Genomic DNA, 23,865 nt, shown 5'->3' with positions numbered 1-23,865 from the left:
CAAGTGGTGTGGGGATAGAAAAGGAACAAAGAATGGCATATACAGTGCTAAATGTAGACCAATGGTCACGAGCAGAACACTTTAAGTTCTATCAGGGATTTAGCCATCCTTGGTACAACATCTGCTCTCATATTGATATCACGGCGGTATATCAATACTGTAAGCAATATAATCATCGCTTTTTCCATGCTTACCTCTACCTTACCCAGCAAGCGCTAAATCAATGTCAGCCTATGGCGATTCGTCTAGTAGAAGAAGAAGTCCGAATCTATTCACCGATATGTGTCAGCGTGGCGCTATTGGCAGAGGATGAAACAGTACGTTTTTGCGATTTGCCCTACGCAGGGAGCTTTTCCGCCTTTTGTCATAGTGCCACAGAGACGGAAGAGCGAATTAAAAATACGCCATTTATTTTGGAGCAGTTTATCGGTCAAGAGATGCGCCAAGACACGATTCATCTAACCGTTCTACCTTGGGTTGATTTCACCAGTATGAGCCATGCCCGCGATACCAACTTCCCCGATAGCGTGCCAAAAATGGCGTATGGAAAACTAACCCAACAAGGTGAAAGCTGGCGCATGCCATTATCAATTGAAGTACATCACGGTTTAGTGGATGGCTTGCATGTGGGACAGTTTATTCAAACACTACAAACCCTATTCAATCATCCAGAGTTGCTTGATAGTTAGAATCGATACTCCCGCCACACAAGATAATTTGGTGGGAGTCTTACAGTGCTTTCTCCATCAATTCCAGATCCCATGATTCCCCTTTAAAAATTCGAGTCCCCTTTTCTACCGATATGAGCTGGAAGCCTAATGCTTGGTAACAGCGCTTTGCGGCATGATTATGAGCAAACACTGCTAAGGTAATGAGCTGGGCATTAAATTCTTTTTGAGCTTTTTCAATCAATAATTCAAGCATAGGCATCGACAGTTTTTGCCCGCGATAATCATCAGAGATAAACACTCGACAGATACGAAAACAAGAAGCGGATTGCCGATACAATTCCACATACCCTGCATTACACTCATCAACAGTAAACAGATAAGCAAAAACTTCTGGTTGTATGCAGTGCGCTTGAATTTGCGCCTGATCGAGTGGGAAATTAAACTTGGGACCACCCCACAAATAGTTAAGCATTTCTGAATCAACCCACTCAATAAGCTGCTCATAATCCTGTGGTTCAAATGCCTTCAACTTCCAGTGTTCACTGTCCCATTTCCTTAATTGCATTGTATTCCTTACCTGTACAAATACGGTCTGTTGCTAAATATAAGGTGCCTTCTTTCACAGTAGATAGCAACCCGTATGCGTTTGCTACAAAGCAACTAGACGACTGGTCTAATTTAATTTATAGTGCATTCTATGAATACAAAAACCAATGACACTCGCCAGCACATTTTGGATGTTGGCTACCAGCTTATCGTCAACAAAGGCTTCACGGCAGTTGGGTTGTCTGAACTGCTAAAAGTAGCTGACGTGCCTAAAGGATCGTTCTATCACTACTTCAAATCCAAAGAACAATTTGGTGAAGCTTTGATAGAAGACTATTTCCACGGCTATTTACAACGCATTGATAGCCTATTTTCTCAGCCCGATTTGTCTGGTTATGAACGCTTAATAAAATATTTCTCGCTGTGGCTAGAGCAAAGCAATGGCGTATGCAATGCCAATAAATGCTTAGTAGTAAAACTAAGTGCCGAAGTTTCTGATCTCTCTGACTCTATGCGCCTGTCATTGGCGAAAGGCGCACAACAGATCATCACTGCAATAGAAAAATGTCTCGAGCAAGGGATCCAAGACGGAACTATTCACGTACAAGATAGTAATCGCATTGCTTCCCAGCTGTATCAGCAGTGGTTAGGTGCTAGCCTGCTTAACAAACTGTTGCAAGATCAAACGCCCCTTGAGCAAAGTTTGATTGTTACCAAGCAGCTTTTAACAGCTTAAAAGTCTCCCGCCATATGCTTAAATTATGTGGCGGGATTTTTTTGAAACCAAAACTAGACGACTGGTCTATTTTACAGTTTATGACAAGGAGTACACTAAATGACTGATTCAGTTAACCGCCGTATCGTATTGGCTTCACGCCCAGTAGGTGCACCAACAGGCGAAAATTTTCGCCTAGAAAACAGCGCAATGCCAACACCTAATGATGGTGAAATACTACTGAGAAGCGTCTATTTATCTCTTGACCCATACATGCGCGGCAGAATGAGTGATGCTAAATCGTATGCCGATCCAGTCGCGATTGATGAATCCATGGTAGGTGGCACAGTTTGTCAGGTTATCGAATCAAAAAATCCTAACTTCGACGCTGGAGAATGGGTGCTCGCATTCACAGGTTGGCAAGATTACGGTATTTCGGATGGCGAAGGCTTAATTAAAATGGGCACCAATCCCGTTCACCCTTCCTACGCATTGGGTGTAATGGGCATGCCGGGCTTTACCGCTTATATGGGACTACTTGATATCGGGCAGCCAAAACAAGGCGATATTCTGGTCGTCGCTGCTGCAACTGGCGCTGTCGGTTCGATGGTAGGTCAAATTGGTAAACTAAAAGGTTGCCACGTGATTGGTATTGCGGGTGGCGAAGAAAAATGCCGCTACGCTATAGAACAACTCGGTTTTGACGCCTGTATTGATCACAAAGCAGAAGACTTTGCTGAGCAACTTGCCGCAGCTTGTGACAACGGCATTGATATTTACTACGAGAACGTGGGCGGTAAAGTGTTTGATGCCGTTATGCCACTGCTCAACACGGGTGCTCGTATTCCTCTATGTGGCTTGATTTCACAATACAACGCGACCGCGCTGCCTGAAGGTCCTGACCGCATGTCAATGCTGATGGCTCAGCTTTTGATTAAACGTATCAAGATGCAAGGCTTCATCATTTTTGATGACTATGCACACCGCTATGGTGAGTTTGCCGCTGAGATGTCGAAATGGCTGACTGAAGGCAAAATCCACTACCGTGAACACCTAATTGAAGGGCTGGAGAACGCCCCTGAAGCTTTTATTGGTCTGCTTGAAGGTAAGAACTTTGGCAAACTTATCATCCAAACTAACCAACCAATATAGGATGCGTTAATGATCAAACTACATCACTTAAACCAATCCCGTTCAAAACGTATTATTTGGCTACTAGAAGAGCTAGAGCTTGCTTATGAGATAGTGCCTTATCAAAGAGATAGCCTAACCTTTTTAGCCCCACCAGAGCTAAAGAGCGTACATCCACTGGGTAAATCTCCGCTGATAGAAGAAGATGGTAAAGTGATTGCGGAGTCTGGCGCGATTACCGAATACCTGATTGACAAATACGCAGCCGGAAAGCTCGCTCCCGAATGCGGCAGTGATGATTACACGGATTACTTACAATGGCTGCACTTTGCTGAAAGCTCAGCTGCACTACCAGTGCTATTGAAAGTTTTTGTGGCGAAAGATGGCGCCAAAACTAACTTTCTTGCTGACTATGCCGAGGCAGAATTAGACAAGGTAATGAGTTATGTTGATGCGCGTTTACAAGGTAAGCAATACTTGGTAGCAGACAAACTAACCGGCGCCGACATTATGATGTCATTCATTGTCGATATCTTGGCGAAGTTTGCTTTGTTAGCGAAATATCCAAATATTGCCCGCTATGCTGATCAACTCGCAAGCCACCCTGCATTTCAAAAATCAGAACAGTTAGAAGTACAATTTAACACTTAACTATCTATGGCTTTTAGCCTGTTCTACAGGCATTAAAAAAGGGTCGACTAAGTCGACCCTTTTCAATTTCTCATCACTAAATCAGATTATTTCGTTTCTAGTGATAATTTGCGTTGGCGATGTTCGTCACGCTCACGCTTACTGAAGAACCGCTCTACTACTACGAAGAATAGTGGAACAAAGAAGATGCCTAGGAAGGTAGAACCCACCATGCCACCTAGTACGCCAGTACCGATTGCGTTTTGCGCACCAGAACCAACACCAGAGCTGATAGCTAGTGGCACAACACCCAGACCAAATGCTAGTGATGTCATTAGGATAGGACGCAGACGAACACGTACCGCGTGCAATGTCGCTTCCTTCAGACTTGCGCCTTTTTCATAGTACTCTTTAGCAAACTCAACGATCAGAATCGCGTTCTTAGTTGCTAGACCAACGGTAGTCAGAAGACCAACTTGGAAGAATACATCGTTAGGTAAGCCGCGTAGGTTCATTGCGACAATCGCACCAACCACACCCAAAGGCACGACTAATACAACCGCAATTGGTACAGACCAACTTTCATACAGCGCTGCCAATACTAGGAATACGACTAGGATAGACAGTGCGTAAAGTGCCGGAGCCTGGTTGCCTGACAAACGCTCTTCATAAGAAAGACCATTCCACTCGATACCAAAGCCAGGTGGCAATTTTGCCGCCAAGTCTTCAACGATATCCATCGCTGCACCTGTACTGTAACCTTGTACCGCTGCACCTTGAATGTTCACTGCTGGCAAGCCGTTGAAACGCTCTAGACGAGGTGGACCGTACACCCAACTACCTGTTGCGAATGCTGAGAATGGTACCATTTCGCCTTTATTGTTACGTACGAACCATTTATCAAGATCTTCTGGCTGCATACGGTATTGGCTTTCACCTTGTAGCATTACCTTTTTAATACGGCCACGGTCGATAAAGTCATTGACGTACGAACCGCCCCAAGCAGAAGACAACACTGAGTTAACTTCTGCAATGTTAAGGTTAAGTGCACGCAGTTTAGAGTGATCAATATGCACTTGATAGATAGGCGCATCTTCTTGTCCATTTGGACGCACACCCACTAGGTTTGGATTTTGCCCAGCCATACCAAGTAGTTGGTTACGCGCTGCGATTAGTGCATCGTGCCCTTGACCACTACGATCTTGTAGGTAAAAGTCAAAACCACCCGCTGTACCCAATTCAATTACCGCTGGTGGCACGAATGCAAACACCATCGCTTCTTTGAACTGCATAAACGCACCCATTGCGCGACCCGCAACAGAGTGAACGTCGGTACCCGGTTCTGTGCGCTCATCCCATGGTTTTAGGTTGATAAACGCCATACCCATGTTCTGGCCCATACCAGCGAAACTAAAGCCTGCTACGGAGAAGACTGATTGTATTGATTCAGATTCTTCTTCGATCAAGTATTTCTCTAATTTCTCTAATACTTTAACCGTACTTTCTTGCGAAGAGTTTGCTGGCAAAATTGCTTGAGCAAACATAATACCTTGGTCTTCTTCTGGTAGGAATGCCGTTGGCATACGCAAGAACAAGAAAGCCGTACCTGCAGTGATGGCAAGGAAAATCATAAACATACGACCTGTACGTTTAATGATACTTGCTACACCTGACTCATAACGGTTAGTACAGCTATCGAACCAACGGTTAAATGCGCCAAAGAAGCCTTTGTCTGTATAGGCGTGACCTTTCTCTACTTGCTTAAGCATAGTGGCACAAAGTGCTGGTGTTAGAACCATCGCTACCAATACAGACAGAGCCATCGCAGATACGATGGTGATCGAGAACTGGCGGTAAATAACCCCTGTAGAACCTGACATAAATGCCATCGGTACGAATACCGCTGAAAGCGTTAAACCAATACCAATCAATGCGCCAGTAATTTGCCCCATCGATTTACGCGTCGCTTCTAAAGGCGTACAGCCTTCTTCCGACATAATACGTTCAACGTTTTCTACCACAACGATAGCATCATCCACCAGCAAACCGATGGCGAGTACCATTGCAAACATCGTTAGCATGTTTACCGAGAAGCCCGCTACCGCCAAAATGCCGAAGGTACCTAAAAGTACGACAGGCACAGCAATCATTGGAATCAAGGTTGCGCGGAAATTCTGTAGGAATAGGTACATGATAACAAATACCAGTACAATCGCTTCTAACAGTGTTTTTACTACGCCTTCAATCGAATTGCTGACAAATGGGGTGGTATCGAATGGTATAACCATTTGAAGACCGGCAGGGAAAAATGGTTCAAGTTCAGCAATTCTGGCTAGTACCCCTTCCTTAGTTGCCAGCGCATTACCACCTGCTGTTAATTGAATAGCAATACCTGACGCCGCTTTACCGTTATAGAAACCACGGGTCATGTAGCTTTCAGCACCAATCTCTACTTTCGCCACATCGCTCAGTAATACTTTTGCACCGGTTGAATCCGATTTTAGTACAATGCCACCAAACTCTTGAGGTGTTTGAAGTAAGGATTGAGACGAAATCGTTGCATTGAGCTGCTGCCCTTGCACCGATGGTGTACCACCAAGTTGACCAGCAGAAACCTGAGCATTTTGCTCACGAATCGCACCCATGACGTCATTGGTGGTTAGGTTGTACTGGTTGAGTTTTAACGGATCTAACCAAATACGCATCGCGTATTGAGAACCAAACAACTGGATATCACCTACACCAGCAACCCGGCTCAATGGTTCTTGAATATTAGCTGCAACATAGTCACCTATATCCGCTTCATCCATCGAACCATCTTCAGATACAAAGCCAAGTACCATCAAGAAACCACTACCGGCTTTACTGACACTTACACCCTGTGCCTGTACAACTTGAGGCAGCATTGGCATCGCCAACTGTAGCTTGTTCTGTACTTGTACTTGCGCAATATCAATATCCGCTTCGGAATTGAAAGTCAGTGTAATTGTTGCATTACCAAAACTGTCACTCTGCGCTGAAATGTAACGTAAGTGGTCAAGACCAGTCATACGTTGTTCAATGACCTGAGTAACCGAGTCCTCTACCGTTTTTGCAGAGGCGCCTGGATAGTTTGCATTGATAACCACCGTAGGTGGTGCGATGCTCGGGTATTGTGATACCGGTAGACTGGTAATCGCAAATACACCCGCAAGCATGATGATGATCGCAATTACCCAAGCAAAGATAGGGCGATCAATAAAATAACGAGCCATGTTTATTTCCTATTAACTTGCTTGAGCATCAGTCAACACTGAAGGAGCAACGACTGCACCCGGACGAATTTTCTGTAGCCCTTCGACAACGATTTTGTCACCCTCTTTCAGACCCGAAGTAACCAACCATTGGTGATCGATTGCTTCAGCTGTAGTAACAATACGCGCTTCTACTTTGTTCTCTACATCGACAACCATCGCGATCGCTTCACCACGAGGGTTACGGCTGATGGCTTTTTGTGGAACCAGAATTGCCGAAGGTGATGTACCCACGGTCACAATAGTGCGTACGAACATACCTGGTAGCAAAATGCCGTGTGGATTCGGGAATTCAGCACGCAGTGTTACTGCACCAGTCGTCTCGTTAACGGTTACTTCCGCAAATTTCATTGAGCCTTTGTGGTTGTATACATTGCCATCTTCTAGAACCAATAGAACTTCCGCTGATTCTGGTTGGTGAAGTTGACCACTAGCGATGCGCTGTTTAAGACGTAGCATCTGTGTGCTTGATTGCGCGATATCAACATTGATAGGGTCAAGCTGAGAAATCTTAGCAAGTGCTTGAGCCTGGTTCGCTGTAACAAGAGCACCCGGCGTAACGCTAGATTTGCTGATTTGGCCAGAAATCGGCGCAGCCACTTTAGTGTACGCTAAGTTAATCTCAGCATTGTTGATTGCTGCTTTCGCAACCGCAACACTAGCTTTTGCTTCTAAGTATGCCGCTTGCGCTTGATCAAAATCTTGTTGGCTGATCGCCTTAGTTTTTAAAAGTTCTTGGAAACGTTTCGCTGTAGCGCCTGTTGATGCCAATGCCGCTTGCGCACGTTGTAGTTCCGCTTTAGTGCTGATCAGTGCCGCTGTATAAGTTGCATCATCAATTTGGTACAGAGATTGACCTTGCTCAACATAACCGCCTTCGGTAAAGCTACGCGCAAGCACGATACCATTTACCTGTGGGCGAACTTCAGCTTCCACGTACGCTCGGCTGCGACCAGGCAATTCCATTGTAATTGCTTGTGGTTGGCTCTTAAGTTCAATAATGCTGACAGGAACAGCCGGTGGTGTTTGGTTTTCAGATGCTGCGTGTGACGACATATCACAGCCAGACAACCACAATGCGAGTGAAATTGCAGAAGCAATCCTAAGTTTATTGTTCATTTAATCTCCATTGAAAAATTTTCAACTTAAACGCGGAATCTTGCCGCTTACTTGGTTAATAAAAATCACCAAAGTAGCGTGCTTTTTATTAGATATATGCTTCCATCTTCGAGTAAAAAAACACTTTTACTATCCAGATGGTAAATAAGATATGCAATATGCCACAAATAGTGGCAGCAATGTAGATAAAAATACTGAATTAATAAATAAAAATCGATTCAATAAGTAACTAAGCCTATTCATTACAATATTCTTTGATATCGATTAAAATAATCTACTTATACAATTCGCCAATTAAAACCAATAAATTTAACATATAGATACAAACTACACCTTCAGCATATCAATCACTGGGTACGCGAACCCATTTAAAGCCGGACATAATTGCCAATTTAAAACAAAGCCTTACGACCAATACCCCAACTTAAGCATATTGATTTATATTTGCAATTAGCTAATAACAAATGAGGTTTTTAGATAATACTGGAATAATAAACGTAAAATAAATGTTATTACCCGCAAAATTAAAAGTTTGCAATTTAGATGAAAACATGAACACTCAATCATACTACTAGTGCAATTCCCAATATTGATAATGGTCCGTTTAGTAATTAAATTCCTTCCTTTGTGTCGCACGACTTTTACTAGTTGAAAGCAAAAACTTGGCTGCAAAATTTCTATATAGATCGGCTAGGAAGATGATCAATCGGACAAATACCCATCAATTAACGGGCAAAAAAAGAGCAGCTTTCGCTGCTCTATCATTTCAATTTTAATCAACTGCTGTTAACCACAAAACACTAACTACGCAGCACTCGTTCTATCTCATTAATGCTCGTAGGGTCATCAATAGTAGAAGGTACTGTGTAAGACTCGCCATCCGCTATTTGGCGAATTGTTCGACGTAAAATCTTACCCGAACGTGTTTTTGGTAAACGTTCTACTACCAGCGCATGTTTAAAGCAGGCAACGGCACCTATTGAATCTCGCACTTTACTGACTAGTTCACCTTCTAGAGTCAAATCATCAATGCTGACACCGTCTTTTAGAACCACAAAGCCAAGTGGCAACTGACCTTTGAGATCATCATGAATACCGACAACCGCACATTCGGCAATCGCTGGATGTGCACCTACTATTTCTTCCATTTCACCGGTGGAAAGCCTGTGACCAGCAACGTTAATCACATCGTCGATACGCCCCATGATGAATAGGTATCCATCGTCATCGAAGTAACCACCATCACCTGAAATATAATAGCCCGGAAATTGGCTCAAATAGCCAGTTTCAAATCGATCATGATTACGCCACACAGTGGGTAAACAGCTGGGTGGTAGTGGACGCTTAAGAGCAATAAATCCTTGCTGGTTGGCAGCTACTGGTTCACCTAACTCATTGAGAATTTCTACTTGATAGCCCGGGATAGGCTTGGTTGAGGAGCCCGCTTTTACTGGCATCATTTCAATACCCATTGGATTCCCTGCAATGGCCCAGCCCGTCTCGGTTTGCCACCAATGATCAATAACTGGCTTGCCAGTATGTTCTTCTACCCACTCTAATGTTGGTGGGTCCAACCTTTCACCCGCCATAAAAATAGTTTTCAAGTTAGAAAGGTCGTATGACTTCAAACATTCGCCTTGAGGATCTTCTTTTTTTATCGCGCGAAAAGCAGTAGGTGCGGAGAATAGTGCGTCGACTTTATATTCTTCACACACACGCCAAAAGGCACCGGGATCTGGAGTGCGTACCGGCTTACCCTCATAAAATAGCGAGGTACAGCCATGAATAAGCGGACCATAGACAATGTATGCATGCCCCACAACCCAACCCACATCGGAAGCCGCCCAAAAGACACCATCTTGTGCAACGTTATAGATGGCTTCCATCGAGTACTTCATCGCAACAGCATGCCCGCCATTATCGCGCACTACTCCTTTAGGTTTACCTGTCGTGCCCGACGTATAGAGGATATAGAGTGGATCGGTTGCTAACACAGGTACGCAAGCATGCGGCTGTGCATATTGATACGCTTCCCGCCAATCTATATCTCGCTCTTGATTTAGATCCGCTTCACACTGAGGTCTTTGCCAAACAAACACTTTTTCTGGTTTCCAGCGACTGTCCATAATCGCTTTATCAACCAGTGGCTTATAGGGGATGACCTTGTTCACTTCAATACCGCAAGACGCCGTCATGACAACTTTTGGCTCCGCATCTTCAATTCTCACCGCTAGTTCGTTAGGTGCAAAACCACCAAATACCACCGAGTGAATGGCACCCAAGCGTGCGCAAGCCAGCATCGCCATTGCCGCTTCAGGGATCATCGGCATATAGATAACCACGCGATCACCTTTGGAAACGCCTTGCCCCGCTAGCATACCCGCAATGGTCGCCACCTTTTCAAGCATCTCCTGATAGCTGTAACTCTGCTTAACCCCAGTTACTGGTGAGTCATAAATCAACGCCGTTTTGTCACCGCGACCTTGCTCACAATGGTAATCCAAAGCCAACCAACAGGTGTTAAGGATCCCATCAGGAAACCAACGTTCAATGCCATTTTCATCATTGGCGATGATGGTTTTCGGTGCTTCAAACCAATCAATATGCTTGGCTTGCTCTTGCCAAAACAGTTCCGGTTGGGTCTGCGCCCATTGATATTCTTTTTGATATGCAGACATATTGCTTCCTCCAGTATGTCCTGACATTGCACCGTTCAGCGTTAACTAAAGGCAATGCCATCGATTTAGATCTTGCGCTTACTTAACCGAATGGAATAAGCAAACTCATTCATTCCGTTATTTAGGCGAAGACACCGGAGGGGACTCGAACAAAGCCCTCCATCAGAACCCTTGCACTACGACTCATCGAGACTTTCTTTATCACCCAATCACCACTCATTAAGCTGGCTTGAGCCCCCACTGTCAACGTACCGGACGGGTGACCAAAGGTGACGCAGCTTTTCTCACCGCCTCCTGCAGCAAGGTTGACCAAAGTCCCCGGGACACTTGCCGCTGAAGCAATCGCGACAGCCGCTGTCCCCATCATCGCGTGGTGTAATTTCCCCATCGACAACGCTCGAACCAACAGATCAATCTCTTCCTCTTTGATGGTTTTCCCACTAGAAGAGACACACTCTTTCGGTGGTGAGACAAATGCCACTTTGGGTGTATGCTGGCGATTTTTAGCTTGCTCAAGATCATCAATTAAGCCCATTTTCAATGCACCATATGCTCGAATGGTTTCAAACATTGCAAGGGCTTTCTCATCGCTATTAATCGCTTCTTGTAACTCAGTGCCTTGATAACCTAGTGACTCAGCATCAATAAAGATGGTAGGAATACCGGCGGTAATTAAGGTGGCGTTAAACCTACCCACACCGGGCACTTCTAAATCGTCAATCAGGTTACCTGTTGGGAACAAGCTGCTATTGCTAGCGGCTGGGTCAACAAAATCCACTAAGATCTCGGCAGCAGGGAATGTGACACCATCTAGCTCAAAATCTCCGGTTTCTTGCACGCGCCCACCAACCATTGGTACATGCACAATAATGGTTTTCTTGATGTTGGCTTGCCACACTCGCACTTCAGCAATGCCATCACGTGGGACGCGCTCTGAGTCAACCAAACCAGCTTGAATAGCAAATGGCCCTACCGCAGCAGAAAGATTGCCGCAGTTACCACTCCAATCAACAAATGGTTGATCGATTGACACCTGTCCAAATAGATAATCAACATCGTGACCATCCCGACGGCTTTGCGCCACAATCACCGTTTTACTGGTACTGGATGTCGCCCCCCCCATACCATCGATTTGCTTGCCGTAGGGATCGGGGCTACCAATCACCCGCATTAGCAAATTGTCACGCGCTTTACCAGCAGCTTGCGCCTCTGGCGGAAGATCGTTGAGGCTAAAGAATACGCCTTTGCTGGTACCGCCACGTATGTAAGTAGCTGGTACTCTTAGCTGCGGTTTTAACTGGTTCAAAGAAGCATTTGTCATACTTATCACCTCCTATTGTGCTAAGAAATCTTGCGCGAAACGTTGCAATACGCCGCCAGCTTGATAAACCTGAACTTCGTCAGCTGTATCTAATCGACAAGTCACCGCTACATCGACTTTTTCACCGTTAGTTCGAGTGATCACCAACGCCAGATCAGCCCCCGCAGCAATGTCACCGATGACGTCATAGAGTTCCGTACCATCTAGCTCAAGTGTTTCACGGTTAGTCCCAGCTTTAAATTGCAGCGGTAAAACCCCCATACCAACTAAATTGGTGCGGTGGATACGCTCAAAACCTTCAGCCGCAATCGCTTCTACACCCGCAAGGCGTACACCTTTTGCCGCCCAATCACGTGATGAGCCTTGCCCATAGTCAGCACCTGCGACAATAATCAATGGCTGCTTGCGGTTCATGTAGGTTTCAATCGCTTCCCACATACGAGTCACTTTGCCTTCCGGCTCAATGCGCGTCATTGAACCCTGGACGACTTCTCCATTTTCCTTAACCATTTCATTAAACAGCTTAGGGTTAGCAAAAGTGGCGCGCTGCGCAGTTAGGTGGTCACCTCTGTGGGTTGCGTAGGAGTTGAAGTCTTCTTCTGGCAAGCCCATTTTGGCAAGATATTCGCCTGCCGCGCTGCTTGCCATAATTGCATTGGAAGGCGAAAGGTGATCAGTGGTGATGTTGTCACCTAATATCGCCAATGGGCGCATGCCTGACAGAGTTCTCTCACCAGCAAGCGCACCCTCCCCCTCTTTTTGCCAATAGGGAGGACGGCGAATGTAAGTACTCATTTCGCGCCAATCATAAAGTGGGCTTGGGCTGCGTTCGCTATCATCAAGTTTAAACATCTGAATGTAGACTTGTTTAAACTGTTCAGGTTTAACCGATTTGCCCACCACTTCATCAATCTCTTCATCACTTGGCCACAAATCATTTAAGTAGATCAGTTCACCTTGTGCATTGGTGCCTAACGCATCGCGTTCAATGTCAAAGCGAATTGTGCCTGCCAATGCATAGGCAACCACTAAAGGCGGCGAAGCAAGAAACGCTTGTTTAGCATACGGGTGAATTCGACCATCGAAGTTTCGGTTACCCGAAAGCACTGCGGTTGCGTAAAGATCGCGATCAATGATCTCTTGTTGAATGTCTGGATCCAAAGCACCACTCATGCCATTACAGGTAGTGCATGCATAAGCAACGATACCAAAGCCTAGCTTTTCCATCTCGCTTAACAAACCCGCTTCTTCTAAGTAAAGCTTGGCCACTTTTGAACCTGGAGCAAATGAAGATTTCACCCAAGGTTTGCGAACTAAACCGAGTTCATTGGCTTTTTTCGCCAACAAGCCGGCCGCCACGACGTTACGTGGGTTACTGGTGTTGGTGCATGACGTAATAGCAGCAATAATGACTGCGCCATCGGGGAGTTCATCAGGATTTTGTGAATCGGTTTGTTGCCATTCACCAGCAATGCCGCGCTCTGCCAGTTCTGAAGTTGGTAAGCGGCGATGTGGATTAGAAGGACCGGCCATATTGCGAGTTACGCTTGATAGATCAAATTCTAGTACCCGTTCATATTCGGCAGCTTCCAGATCATCCGCCCACAAACCTGTTTGTTTAGCGTAATTCTCTACCAGTGCAACTTGCTCATCATCTCGACCGGTTAACTTAAGGTAATTTATGGTTTGCTCATCGATATAGAACATACCCGCAGTGGCGCCATATTCCGGCGTCATGTTTGAGATGGTCGCTCTATCACCAATGGTTAAAGCTCGTGCTCCTTCACCATAAAACTCAAGGTAACTAGAGACCACTCGTTCATTACGTAAGAATTCGGTAATCGATAACACAATGTCAGTGGCGGTAATGCCCGGCTGACGTTTACCCGTCAGTTTCACGCCAACGATATCTGGTAGGCGCATCATTGATGGACGACCAAGCATGACCGTTTCTGCTTCGAGCCCACCAACTCCAATCGCTATCACGCCCAACGAATCTACGTGCGGTGTATGACTATCAGTACCAACGCAGGTGTCTGGATACGCTATACCTTGCTTGGACTGAACCACCGGTGACATTTTTTCGAGATTTATCTGATGCATTATGCCGTTGCCAGCAGGGATCACGCTGACGTTTTCAAACGCAGTTTTACACCATTCGATAAAATGAAAACGATCTTCATTACGACGATCTTCAATCGCACGGTTTTTTTCAAAAGCATCAGGGTCAAACCCACCATGTTCAACGGCAAGAGAATGATCGACAATCAGTTGTGTTTCGACTACTGGGTTTACTTTTGCCGGATCGCCACCTTGGTCAGCAATTGCATCGCGCAGACCCGCTAAATCAACCAACGCGGTTTGACCAAGAATGTCATGGCACACTACTCGTGCTGGGTACCAAGGAAAATCGAGATCACGTTTGCGATCAATCAACTGTTTAAGGCTCGCTTCCAGCATATGTGGCTCGCAGCGGCGAACCAACTGCTCAGCAAGTACGCGTGAGGTGTAAGGCAGTTTTCTATAGGAATCTGGGGTAATCGCATCTACCGCTTCACGCGCATCAAAAAAATCAAGCACAGTACCCGGTAGAGGTTTACGATGTTGGCTGTTAATACTCATGGGCTTACTTCCAATATTGTTGTGTTTTTACCCGAAGATAGTCTTTTCATCAAAGCAATAAGGGGTTGTTCCCAACTTCAATGATTTAGATATCACTGCCTCTCAAAATGTGATTAAGAGGCAGCCTGAGCGAATTTATCGCTGCTCGATCGGTACCCACTCTTGATGCTCGGGGCCGGTATAATCAGCACTTGGACGAATAATGCGGTTATTTTCACGCTGTTCGAATACATGTGCAGCCCAACCGGTTAGTCGACTCATAACGAAAATTGGTGTAAACAGCTTGGTTGGAATATCCATAAAGTGATAAGCCGATGCATGAAAGAAATCGGCATTACAGAACAAGCCCTTCTCGCGCTTCATCACTGCTTCAACACGATCAGAAACAGCATATAGGTGAGTGTCACCCACCGCCGCTGCCAACTCTTTGGACCAACGTTTAATTAACGCGTTGCGTGGATCACTTTCACGATAAACAGCATGACCAAATCCCATTATCTTGTCTTTGTTCTCCAGCATTTGCATGATGTTGGCTTCTGCTTCATCCGGCGTTTGCCAGTTTTCGATCATCTCCATCGCAGCCTCATTCGCACCACCATGCAAAGGACCTCGCAAGGTACCAATGGCACCGGTAATACAAGAGTGAAGATCCGACAAAGTTGAGGCACAGACACGCGCAGAAAACGTAGAGGCATTGAATTCATGCTCTGCATATAAGATTAATGAGCAATGCATAACTTGCTTATGCAACTCACTTGGCTCTTTATCAGTTAACAGCTTAAGAAAGTAGCCACCAAGGCAGTCTTGTGAGTGATCTTCAGTATCAACTCGCACACCATCATGGCTGAATCGGTACCAGTAGCAGATAATCGCAGGGAAAAGAGCTAACAAACGTTCTGTCGCGTTTAGCTGCTGAGAAAAGTCATTCTCTTGCTCTAAGTTACCTAAAAACGAACACCCGGTGCGCATCACATCCATTGGGTGCGCATCAGCAGGAATCAGCTCTAACGCATGCTTAAGCGGTTGTGGTAACCCACGTAAATTCAGTAGATGTGTTTTATAACTATCGAGCTCTTGTTGATTAGGAAGATGCCCACGCAACAAAAGATGCGCGACTTCTTCAAACTGAGCATTATTGGCTAAGTCAGTAATATCATAACCACGATAAGTTAGACCTGTGCCCGATTGACCGACAGTGCATAATGCAGTGCTACCAGCGCTTTGGCCACGTAGACCTGCGCCACCTAATTCTTTCGACGGCATGTTGAACTCCTTTTCTGTCTGACTGCTTGCTCTCTTGTGAAGCGATTTTTTGCAGTGATGACTTTTTCACGTTAGTTAAGATTAATTAGATAAAATATCTCTTAGGCTTCCTGAGGTTATTACTTCCCTTGCGAAAACAGCTTATCTAGCTTGTTTTCGTAATCGTGATAATTCAGATGTGCGTAAAGCTCGTTGCGAGTTTGCATCGAGTCTATTAGCGCTTCTTGATTTCCTTCTTGAAGCAGATGCTTATAGACCATCTCCGCGGCTTTATTCATCGCGCGGAAGGCACTCAGTGGATAGAGCACCATATCCACATTCACTGCCGCCAACTCTTCACTTCCATAAAGAGGTGTTTGACCAAATTCGGTGATGTTGGCGAGAATAGGCACATGCTTTCCTGTCGCTTTTGCCAGTGCGTTTGAGAATTGAGCATATTGTCCAAGCTCAATCATTGCTTCAGGGAATATCATATCAGCACCCGCTTCCACGCAAGCAATTGCACGTTCAATGGCTTGGTCCATACCTTCAACCGCTAGCGCATCTGTACGCGCCATGATGACAAAGCTGTCATCGTTGCGAGCATCAACCGCAGCTTTAACGCGATCAGCCATCTCTTGCTGGCTAACAATCGCTTTGTTTGGGCGGTGACCACAGCGTTTCTGCGCAACTTGATCTTCAATATGTACCGCAGCTGCACCGGCTTTCTCCATTGCTTTAATGGTGCGAGCAATATTAAATGCTCCACCAAAGCCAGTATCGATGTCGACCAATAGCGGTAAGTCACAGGCGTTTGAAATACGGTCAACATCCACCAAAACATCGTTTAGTGTCGTAATACCTAAATCGGGTAAACCGTAAGAAGCATTGGCGATACCACCACCAGAGAGGTAAACGGCTTGGTGACCGACATTTTTCGCCATCATGGCGCAATATGGATTGACCGTACCGACAATTTGTAGCGGGTTATTGTTTTCTACAGCGAGTCGAAACTTCGCCCCCGGAGATAAACTCATGACGATTTCCTTCTAGTCATTTTCAACAAGTAAGATTTGTTGCTCGATAAGTTTGCGGCTGCCTGAAATGTGGCGACGCATTAGCATTTCTGCTAATTCTTCATCGCGATTACGTATCGCCTGAAGAATATATTTGTGCTCATTTAGCGCCTCTTTGGGGCGAGATTGAGCGCGAGGTGATTGGTAACGGTACATACGCAGCAAGTGGTATAACTCATCACACAACAGTGAAATGAGTTTTTGATTACGGCTGGCTTTGATAATTCGATAGTGAAAGTCGAAATCACCTTCTTGATGAAAGTAAGAAGCCCCTTCAACTTGATCGATATGGTTGGAATGCTTAGCAAGCAGAATTTCTAATGTGAGGATCTCATCTTGACTAATATGGCGAGCGGCAAGACGAGCGGCCATTCCCTCTAACGATTCGCGCACCGCATATAGCTCAATCAGTTTCTCCGGCGATAAAGAAATAACGCGTGCACCAACGTGAGCAATACGCTCAATCAGGCCAAGACCTTCTAAACGCATCATGGCTTCACGCAAAGGACCGCGGCTTACTTGATACCGTTTGGCTAACTCTGGCTCTGATATTTTACTACCTGAAACCAACTCACCGCTGACTATGGCTTCGACCAATACTTCTGCAAGAGTGACTGACTTGGTGCTTTCCTTGTCGTTAAGTCGATTTTTCAATTCGAATTTGGCTTCACTATTCATATTTAGTTCTCGATTGGCACACGGTAATGCGACATCCTCTCGCATACAACATGTCAACAATTTATTAACTTAAATATAAAATAGACCATGATATTGTCGACAATCAAGTAGATTGTCGACAATTTAGACTAAGGTATAATACCTAAAAAGGCGGATGGCAGGATGAAAACCAAGCTTGTTCTCGCCAATTACAACAAGCCGATTGATAGTCGAGAACCGCTAGATAGAAAAGAAAAAAACCAACAGGACAATTAGCCTTGCAACTCAATTCTTACAAGGGATTGATGCGGAATTGATAGGTAGTTCATTGCCTCTTCTTCAGCCGCTGTCAACCATTGGTAAATTCCGATCTCCGGTACTAAAAATGGCATGCGATGGTGGTACTGAGCACATTGTAAGTTGGGTTTTGTTGTTAAGGTTACTAAGTTGTTACTGTTGACAATCACACCTGCAATATACAAAGGCGAATTATCCGGATTGCGGAATAAATATTTTTCTTTGATGCCAGAGCCTGCTCTTTCTCGCCATTCATACCAGCCAGAACAAGGCACAACCACTCTTTGATGAGCAAAGCCGTACTTAAAAGTCGCCTTATTCGCCACACTCTCAACTTGAGCATTGATGATCAACCTTTTCGCCCAACTGGGTTTGATTCCCCATGGCACATCCCATTGCTGATAACCGCCATTTTGGAAAATAATGGTTGAAACGGTTTCACTGGGCTTTAAGTCTGCACTCAGGTGAGGGACAAAATGAATACCTAACAACTGCGACACCAGTCGAGTGAGAGGATCATCGGTGATATTAAGCCGTCCACACATATTGCCTCCCACTTTGTCTTCAGTGATTAAGCCTAATTAAGAATTCAACATATAAAATCAGTGTAGTGCTCAATAATCTCGGGGTATAAAAAAGCCTCAATACATTGAGGCTTAAAATGCAAAATCGTGAATAGGTCGATAATCGTTTATCAGTTCGTCTGCTTTTTCAGTTGTAAAAACGTAATCACACTCAACAACAAAAAGAATGCAGGGTCACTCCAACCCAATCCAACAAAAATTCCTGTTACACCGGCATAAGTTGTGATCACCACACCAAGCACGTTGGTAATTAACAATGCTTTGATTATCTGCGTCATAGCTTGACCGGATTCGATACCACGCATCATCAAGCTCACAGCCGCCACACCACCAAGGAATATAGAGGTGTGTTGTGAGAGGAAATACGCATACTTATCGTTAATTTCCACACCATACACAGGCCACATCAGGCTAGGAACGAAAAAAAGTGCCAATGCAAACACGGTGTAGATAGCACCATGTATGGTTAAGAATGTTTGGTTGTTCATAATTTTAAATCCATACCCAAGAAACTTGAATATGCAGGTAGGCGGCAAGTAAGAAAGTCCCCTGAGCATAGGTAAACTATGTGATTGGGACGCACGAACACAGGCAACACCGCTGCAACTTCAAGTATGACGGAGATAGTAATTTACACTGTTAATTGAGAATACTACTTTATTGTAGTGGGGCTTGGTTAATTGCGCTTAGTGGCTGATTAATATCAAAAATCACACCACGAATATTGCTGATACCCATCTGAGTTAAGCGCTCGGTATGCATTGCCAAATACGCAGTCGCTGTTGCTTCGTCTTCGAACAAATAAATCCCTCCACCAAGCTTGTCTTTCTCACTCAACGTCCAAATTTTCCAGATGACTCCCGGCTCTTGATTGATTGACTCAGCCAAGCCTGTCATTGCTTGTGTCATCTCTTCGCCGAACGGTCCTTGAAAATCAAAATCAACTTGTAATAGTTTTACCATGGTCGTTATTCCTCAATTTGTCTAATACGCCTTAACAACGAATGCCAACTGGCTTGTTGTCGATGAGATGATTATCACCTTTATATTTTCGACAAAAAAGTTCATAATTTTGCCATTAACTGTCAAGAAAACTGACCAATGAGACTTAAAACGACTTTAGAACAGTGGCAAACGCTGCATTACATCGACCAAGCTGGCAGCATACAAGCTGCCGCTCAGGCGCTGAATAAAAGCCACACCACGCTGATCTATTCGGTTAAAAAGCTCGAACAGCAACTAGGCATTGAGCTGATCGCGATACAAGGAAGACGCGCAGTATTGACTGAGCACGGTAAAACTTTGTTGCGACGCGCCGATTCAATGCTTGAACAAGCCCATGAGTTGGAGATGATCAGCACACAACTAAGCAGTGGTATTGAATCGCAAATTACCATCTCCATTGACCACTTATGCAACCCCTGCTGGCTTTACCAACCAATGCAGTGCTTCTTAGCCGATAATAGTGCAACTTCCATTCAGATAGTTGAAACGTCGTTGAGTAAAACCACCGATATGGTGGTGAGTGAGCAAGCCGATATTGCCATCATCAACTTACCGATCACCAATTACCCAGCGGAAGCTTTTGGCACAACAACCATGGTCCCGGTGGTGGCTAGCCACCACCCTCTCGCTGGAAAAGAATCACTGTGCTTGGCTGATTTTGCGACTACTTGCCAAATTGTGGTACGTGACTTGGGCAACTCAGCCACCAACAAACGCGATGTGGGTTGGTTGAAATCAAGACAACGTATAACGGTGGATAATTTTGATCATGCCCTTCGTGCTGTTGAGCAAGGTGTTGGATATTGCCGCTTACCAATGCACATGATAAATGAGCGGAAAAATCCCAATATAACCGTAGTGAACATCGAACAATCAGAGCGTTATCAAGTCTCGTTGCACCTCACTCTCCCTAAAGGTGCCAACACTGGCCCAGCAGCCCATGCGTTTTATCAATTGTTGCGTACTAACGCTCAACAAAGAATATATACTCGTCATACTTGAAGTTGCAGCGGTGCTGGCTGTATTCGTGCGCCCCAATCACATGGTTCTACCTATGCTAAGAGGGCTTTCTTACTTACCGCCTACCTGCACCTTCAAGTATCTTGGGTATAAACCGTAAAAAAGGCGCATAAAGCGCCTTTTTGAGTGCTGTCACTCGGCATTATTTTTTAATGCCCAGAGCTTTCTCTAAACCTTTTCCGTAGGCTTCATCCGCTTGGTAAGCATGAGTTATATGGCGTTGTATAATAAACTCTGGCACACCATTTAATGAGCTAGCCGTATTACTAAATAACTGTTGGCGCTGATCTTCACTCATAAGGCGGAATAGATCGCCTGCTTGGCTAAAGTAATCTTCATCGACACTATGGTCGTAGTGATCTGCATTGCCTGAAATACGCATTGGTGGCTCAGAGTAATCAGGTTGCTCTGCCCATTCTTGTTGGTAGTTCGGCTCGTAGCCAATGGTTGAACCATGGTTATTGTCGACACGCATGGCACCATCACGATGGTAACTATGTACCGGACAACGTGGTGCATTAACTGGAATTTGATGATGGTTGACGCCCAAGCGGTAACGTTGTGCATCACCGTAGGCAAAGAGACGACCTTGCAGCATTTTATCCGGTGAGAAACTGATACCAGGAACGACGGCGGCTGGATTAAATGCTGATTGCTCCACTTCCGCATAGAAGTTTTCAGGGTTTCGATTTAACTCAAATTCACCGACAGGAATTAATGGATAGGTTTTTTGCGACCACACTTTGGTCAAATCAAATGGATTGAAGCTAACCTCATCGGCTTCCAACTCTGGCATGATTTGTACGTACATTTTCCATTTAGGGAAATCTTGACGCTCAATCGCTTCATATAGATCACGGTGATGGCTTTCACGATCTTGACCTACTATCTTTTCTGCTTCTTGGTCAGTCAGGTTTTTGATTCCTTGCTGAGTTTTGAAGTGGAACTTAACCCAGTAACGCTCATTGTCAGCATTAATCAAGCTGAATGTATGGCTACCAAAGCCATGCATGTGGCGATAAGAAGCCGGAATACCACGATCACTCATTACGATTGTTACTTGGTGGAAAGCCTCTGGTAGCGATGTCCAGAAATCCCAGTTATTGGTTGCGCTACGCATGTTAGTACGAGGGTCTCGTTTTACTGCGTGATTCAGATCGGGGAATTTTAATGGGTCGCGAAGGAAGAAAACTGGCGTATTGTTACCAACTAAATCCCAATTACCCTCTTCGGTATAGAACTTCAGTGCAAAACCACGAATGTCACGTTCAGCATCGGCTGCACCACGCTCACCAGCAACGGTAGTAAAGCGAGCGAACATTTGAGTTTTTTTCCCTATTGCAGAGAAAATTTTCGCTTTTGTATACTGGGTGATGTCTTCAGTAACTGTAAAAGTACCATAAGCGCCCGAGCCCTTGGCATGCATACGGCGCTCAGGTATAACTTCACGATCAAAATGCGCTAGTTTTTCCAAAAACCACACATCTTGTAGTAATTGTGGTCCTCGAGGACCGGCAGTCATCACATTTTGGTTGTGTGCAACAGGACAGCCAGCAGCAGTAGTCAGTTTCTTACTCATCGCTTTATTCCTTCCAGAGAGATTATTGGGTATTTTTTTGGCAATCGCCTTATCTACCTCTGAAGATTAGACCCACTTGAACAATTTATATAATCACTTATGCGTATTGTTACAATAGGTTTTTACGATGGTTTTAATTCATTTAAAAACAAAGGGGTAAGCTAATTTTCGGTATTTGTCTAACCAATCTATTACATAAAACAAGCACATACTGGTGATGACTTTTTTAACAGATTAACCGTTAAATTTACCAAAACAACAACGGGAAATAATTAACTGATTGATTTAACACTAGTTAAGTACTTTTAGGTTGAATTTAATCCCGAATTGCTCATAATGCATTAGAAAATTTATCTCCAAAGATAAAATTTTTTTATGCGGTTTTTAGAGAATTATTTGCTAGTCTTGGCAACAAATTTTTACACGTTGTTCTGGAATTATTTTCAGTAAGGGTCTTTTCTTTTGAACATGAAGTTGTTCGGCAGCTCGCTGATTTTGTCAGGAACTGCATTGGGTGCAGGTATGTTGGCGATTCCGATGGTGTTGGCTCAGTTTGGCTTTTTTGTCAGTGCTGGGTTGATGTTCGTGATCTTCTTCGGCACCACTTATGCGGCTTTACTATTAGCCGAAGCGTGTACAAAAACCAAACAAAGTACCGGCATGAGCAGCATTGCTTATTTCACTCTAGGGCGTAAAGGCATGCACTTTATGAACCTACTCTTTTATTTGCTGCTAGCTTGCTTGATGATCGCTTACATAATCGGGATTGGTGACTTACTCCATAGCATGTTGCTTGAGGTAGGGATCAATCTATCCCCCTTTGCAGGCTACACAGTCTTTAGCCTAGTTATGGGCTTAGTCGTGGTTGCGGGCAAATCCTACATCGATAAGCTCAATCGCGGTCTATTTATCTTGATGGTCGCAATGTTATTTGTGGTTATTTTTTCTCTGTTTAACCATATTGAGTGGGCAAATTTAAACCAAGAAAGCGACTTCACAGCCAATGATGTAGTGCAATACAGCGCCGTAATATTTACCAGTTTTGCCTCAATGGTCGTGATCCCATCATTGGTTAGCTATAACCAAGACGCCACGACCAAGCAAATCCGCAACATGGTACTACTCGGCTCGATTATTCCTCTAATTTGTTATTTGACTTGGCTATTTGCTGTCATCGGCAACTTAGGTGTTGATGCCGTCAGCCAGTTTGAAAATATCTCGCAACTCATTGCGGCTTTTGACGCTGAGACAACGATGCTTAAAAGTGTCGTTGCTATATTCTCTGCGCTTGCCCTGATCACCTCATACTTGGGGGTATCAATGGCGCTATACGATCAAAACAAAGACGCTGTAACCAATAACTCAGCACTGGCATACGTACTGACATTTATCCTGCCATTGATACTAGCAACACTATTTGCCAATCAGTTTATTAGCATGCTGGATTACGCAGGTATGGTATTGGTCTTCCTCGCGATATGGGGACCACTTGCAATGGTCATTAAGGTGCGTAGACCCGATTTTGCCCATGCTCACCATAGCGAGGAGCAAACTTACACCGCAAGTGGTGGGCAGCCTGCATTAGTTGCCACCTTTATGTTTGGTGCACTAATATTTGTTTCTTGGTTTATGGGTTAACCAGAATCAAACTTTGCTTTATTAAGAGAGCCTTATGGCTC

The 23,865-nt window shown here is 44.7% G+C and carries 19 protein-coding genes; 6 read left to right on the top strand and 13 right to left on the bottom strand.

Translation table 11 applies throughout. The annotated features are described in order from the left end of the window. Positions 1–32 precede the first annotated feature (32 nt). Positions 33–689 carry a CatA-like O-acetyltransferase gene (locus L4C38_RS08610; RefSeq protein ID WP_428797127.1) on the top strand — a complete coding sequence of 219 codons (657 nt, stop codon included), beginning with the start codon at positions 33–35 and terminating at the stop codon, positions 687–689. A 40-nt stretch (positions 690–729) separates the two neighbouring features. On the opposite strand, the gene L4C38_RS08605 is transcribed toward L4C38_RS08610, so the two are convergent. Then, positions 730–1,236: a GNAT family N-acetyltransferase gene (locus tag L4C38_RS08605; RefSeq protein ID WP_428797126.1), complete on the bottom strand. Its 507-nt coding sequence runs from the start codon at positions 1,234–1,236 to the stop codon at positions 730–732. Positions 1,237–1,368: 132 nt separating this feature from the next. On the opposite strand from L4C38_RS08605, the gene L4C38_RS08600 reads away from it, so the two are divergent. From L4C38_RS08600 to L4C38_RS08590, 3 genes are all read left to right on the top strand, one after another. Next, positions 1,369–1,953 carry a TetR/AcrR family transcriptional regulator gene (locus tag L4C38_RS08600; protein WP_428797125.1) on the top strand — a complete coding sequence of 195 codons (585 nt, stop codon included), beginning with the start codon at positions 1,369–1,371 and terminating at the stop codon, positions 1,951–1,953. 99 nt (positions 1,954–2,052) lie between these two features. Continuing rightward, entirely contained in the window at positions 2,053–3,084 is a 1,032-nt protein-coding gene (locus L4C38_RS08595) for an NADP-dependent oxidoreductase (RefSeq protein WP_428797124.1), read from the top strand. 9 nt (positions 3,085–3,093) lie between these two features. Beyond that, complete coding sequence (locus L4C38_RS08590) at positions 3,094–3,714, top strand: glutathione S-transferase family protein (protein WP_428797123.1); 621 nt, start codon at positions 3,094–3,096, stop codon at positions 3,712–3,714. A gap of 86 nt (positions 3,715–3,800) precedes the next feature. Here the strand turns inward: L4C38_RS08590 and L4C38_RS08585 are convergent, their stop codons facing one another. The 11 genes from L4C38_RS08585 to L4C38_RS08535 form a co-directional block, all read right to left on the bottom strand. Further along, positions 3,801–6,947: an efflux RND transporter permease subunit gene (locus L4C38_RS08585; protein WP_428797122.1), complete on the bottom strand. Its 3,147-nt coding sequence runs from the start codon at positions 6,945–6,947 to the stop codon at positions 3,801–3,803. Positions 6,948–6,959: 12 nt separating this feature from the next. Then, the gene (locus tag L4C38_RS08580) at positions 6,960–8,105 is read right to left on the bottom strand and encodes an efflux RND transporter periplasmic adaptor subunit (protein WP_428797121.1); all 1,146 of its coding nucleotides are present in this window, start codon (positions 8,103–8,105) and stop codon (positions 6,960–6,962) included. 800 nt (positions 8,106–8,905) lie between these two features. Then, entirely contained in the window at positions 8,906–10,783 is a 1,878-nt protein-coding gene (locus tag L4C38_RS08575) for a propionyl-CoA synthetase (protein WP_428797120.1), read from the bottom strand. Positions 10,784–10,904: 121 nt separating this feature from the next. Continuing rightward, complete coding sequence (gene prpF / locus L4C38_RS08570; protein ID WP_428797119.1) at positions 10,905–12,104, bottom strand: 2-methylaconitate cis-trans isomerase PrpF; 1,200 nt, start codon at positions 12,102–12,104, stop codon at positions 10,905–10,907. 12 nt (positions 12,105–12,116) lie between these two features. Then, positions 12,117–14,726 (bottom strand): Fe/S-dependent 2-methylisocitrate dehydratase AcnD, encoded by a 2,610-nt coding sequence (gene acnD / locus L4C38_RS08565; protein ID WP_428797118.1) that lies wholly within the window; start codon positions 14,724–14,726, stop codon positions 12,117–12,119. Positions 14,727–14,861: 135 nt separating this feature from the next. Further along, positions 14,862–15,989: a bifunctional 2-methylcitrate synthase/citrate synthase gene (gene prpC / locus L4C38_RS08560; RefSeq protein WP_428797117.1), complete on the bottom strand. Its 1,128-nt coding sequence runs from the start codon at positions 15,987–15,989 to the stop codon at positions 14,862–14,864. A 119-nt stretch (positions 15,990–16,108) separates the two neighbouring features. Further along, the gene (gene prpB / locus L4C38_RS08555; protein WP_428797116.1) at positions 16,109–17,005 is read right to left on the bottom strand and encodes a methylisocitrate lyase; all 897 of its coding nucleotides are present in this window, start codon (positions 17,003–17,005) and stop codon (positions 16,109–16,111) included. 12 nt (positions 17,006–17,017) lie between these two features. Then, positions 17,018–17,722, bottom strand: a complete 705-nt coding sequence (locus L4C38_RS08550; protein WP_428797115.1) for a GntR family transcriptional regulator — start codon at positions 17,720–17,722, stop codon at positions 17,018–17,020. A gap of 251 nt (positions 17,723–17,973) precedes the next feature. Next, a complete protein-coding gene (locus L4C38_RS08545) occupies positions 17,974–18,543 on the bottom strand; it encodes an SOS response-associated peptidase (RefSeq protein WP_428797114.1) in 570 nt (189 codons plus the stop codon). A gap of 149 nt (positions 18,544–18,692) precedes the next feature. Beyond that, positions 18,693–19,070, bottom strand: coding sequence for a hypothetical protein (locus L4C38_RS08540; protein ID WP_428797113.1), 378 nt, complete (start codon positions 19,068–19,070; stop codon positions 18,693–18,695). A gap of 169 nt (positions 19,071–19,239) precedes the next feature. After that, positions 19,240–19,545 carry a monooxygenase gene (locus tag L4C38_RS08535; protein ID WP_428797112.1) on the bottom strand — a complete coding sequence of 102 codons (306 nt, stop codon included), beginning with the start codon at positions 19,543–19,545 and terminating at the stop codon, positions 19,240–19,242. A 138-nt stretch (positions 19,546–19,683) separates the two neighbouring features. Here L4C38_RS08535 and L4C38_RS08530 point away from each other — a divergent pair, with 138 nt between their 5' ends. After that, positions 19,684–20,589, top strand: coding sequence for a LysR family transcriptional regulator (locus tag L4C38_RS08530; RefSeq protein ID WP_428797111.1), 906 nt, complete (start codon positions 19,684–19,686; stop codon positions 20,587–20,589). Positions 20,590–20,749: 160 nt separating this feature from the next. Here the strand turns inward: L4C38_RS08530 and katE2 are convergent, their stop codons facing one another. Further along, entirely contained in the window at positions 20,750–22,186 is a 1,437-nt protein-coding gene (katE2, locus tag L4C38_RS08525) for a catalase KatE2 (protein ID WP_428797110.1), read from the bottom strand. 468 nt (positions 22,187–22,654) lie between these two features. On the opposite strand from katE2, the gene L4C38_RS08520 reads away from it, so the two are divergent. Beyond that, entirely contained in the window at positions 22,655–23,824 is a 1,170-nt protein-coding gene (locus L4C38_RS08520) for an amino acid permease (RefSeq protein ID WP_428797109.1), read from the top strand. Positions 23,825–23,865: the final 41 nt, after the last annotated feature.

The sequence above is a fragment of the Vibrio kasasachensis genome, from assembly GCF_050337565.1.
Classification (GTDB): Bacteria; Pseudomonadota; Gammaproteobacteria; order Enterobacterales; family Vibrionaceae; genus Vibrio; species Vibrio kasasachensis.
Note: the sequence above shows the minus strand (reverse complement) of the source record. Positions and strands in the feature narration are given on the sequence as shown.

Bases quoted from the DNA above. Each gene is read 5' to 3' on its own strand.
- L4C38_RS08605 (WP_428797126.1), bottom strand. From the start codon at position 1,236: ATGCAATTAAGGAAATGGGACAGTGAACACTGGAAGTTGAAGGCATTT.
- acnD (WP_428797118.1), bottom strand. From the start codon at position 14,726: ATGAGTATTAACAGCCAACATCGTAAACCTCTACCGGGTACTGTGCTT.
- L4C38_RS08550 (WP_428797115.1), bottom strand. From the start codon at position 17,722: ATGAATAGTGAAGCCAAATTCGAATTGAAAAATCGACTTAACGACAAG.
- prpF (WP_428797119.1), bottom strand. From the start codon at position 12,104: ATGACAAATGCTTCTTTGAACCAGTTAAAACCGCAGCTAAGAGTACCA.
- L4C38_RS08575 (WP_428797120.1), bottom strand. From the start codon at position 10,783: ATGTCTGCATATCAAAAAGAATATCAATGGGCGCAGACCCAACCGGAA.
- L4C38_RS08595 (WP_428797124.1), top strand. From the start codon at position 2,053: ATGACTGATTCAGTTAACCGCCGTATCGTATTGGCTTCACGCCCAGTA.
- L4C38_RS08540 (WP_428797113.1), bottom strand. From the start codon at position 19,070: ATGAACAACCAAACATTCTTAACCATACATGGTGCTATCTACACCGTG.
- L4C38_RS08530 (WP_428797111.1), top strand. From the start codon at position 19,684: ATGAGACTTAAAACGACTTTAGAACAGTGGCAAACGCTGCATTACATC.
- L4C38_RS08580 (WP_428797121.1), bottom strand. From the start codon at position 8,105: ATGAACAATAAACTTAGGATTGCTTCTGCAATTTCACTCGCATTGTGG.
- prpB (WP_428797116.1), bottom strand. From the start codon at position 17,005: ATGAGTTTATCTCCGGGGGCGAAGTTTCGACTCGCTGTAGAAAACAAT.
- L4C38_RS08545 (WP_428797114.1), bottom strand. From the start codon at position 18,543: ATGTGTGGACGGCTTAATATCACCGATGATCCTCTCACTCGACTGGTG.
- L4C38_RS08600 (WP_428797125.1), top strand. From the start codon at position 1,369: ATGAATACAAAAACCAATGACACTCGCCAGCACATTTTGGATGTTGGC.
- prpC (WP_428797117.1), bottom strand. From the start codon at position 15,989: ATGCCGTCGAAAGAATTAGGTGGCGCAGGTCTACGTGGCCAAAGCGCT.
- L4C38_RS08520 (WP_428797109.1), top strand. From the start codon at position 22,655: ATGAAGTTGTTCGGCAGCTCGCTGATTTTGTCAGGAACTGCATTGGGT.
- L4C38_RS08535 (WP_428797112.1), bottom strand. From the start codon at position 19,545: ATGGTAAAACTATTACAAGTTGATTTTGATTTTCAAGGACCGTTCGGC.
- katE2 (WP_428797110.1), bottom strand. From the start codon at position 22,186: ATGAGTAAGAAACTGACTACTGCTGCTGGCTGTCCTGTTGCACACAAC.
- L4C38_RS08590 (WP_428797123.1), top strand. From the start codon at position 3,094: ATGATCAAACTACATCACTTAAACCAATCCCGTTCAAAACGTATTATT.
- L4C38_RS08610 (WP_428797127.1), top strand. From the start codon at position 33: ATGGCATATACAGTGCTAAATGTAGACCAATGGTCACGAGCAGAACAC.
- L4C38_RS08585 (WP_428797122.1), bottom strand. From the start codon at position 6,947: ATGGCTCGTTATTTTATTGATCGCCCTATCTTTGCTTGGGTAATTGCG.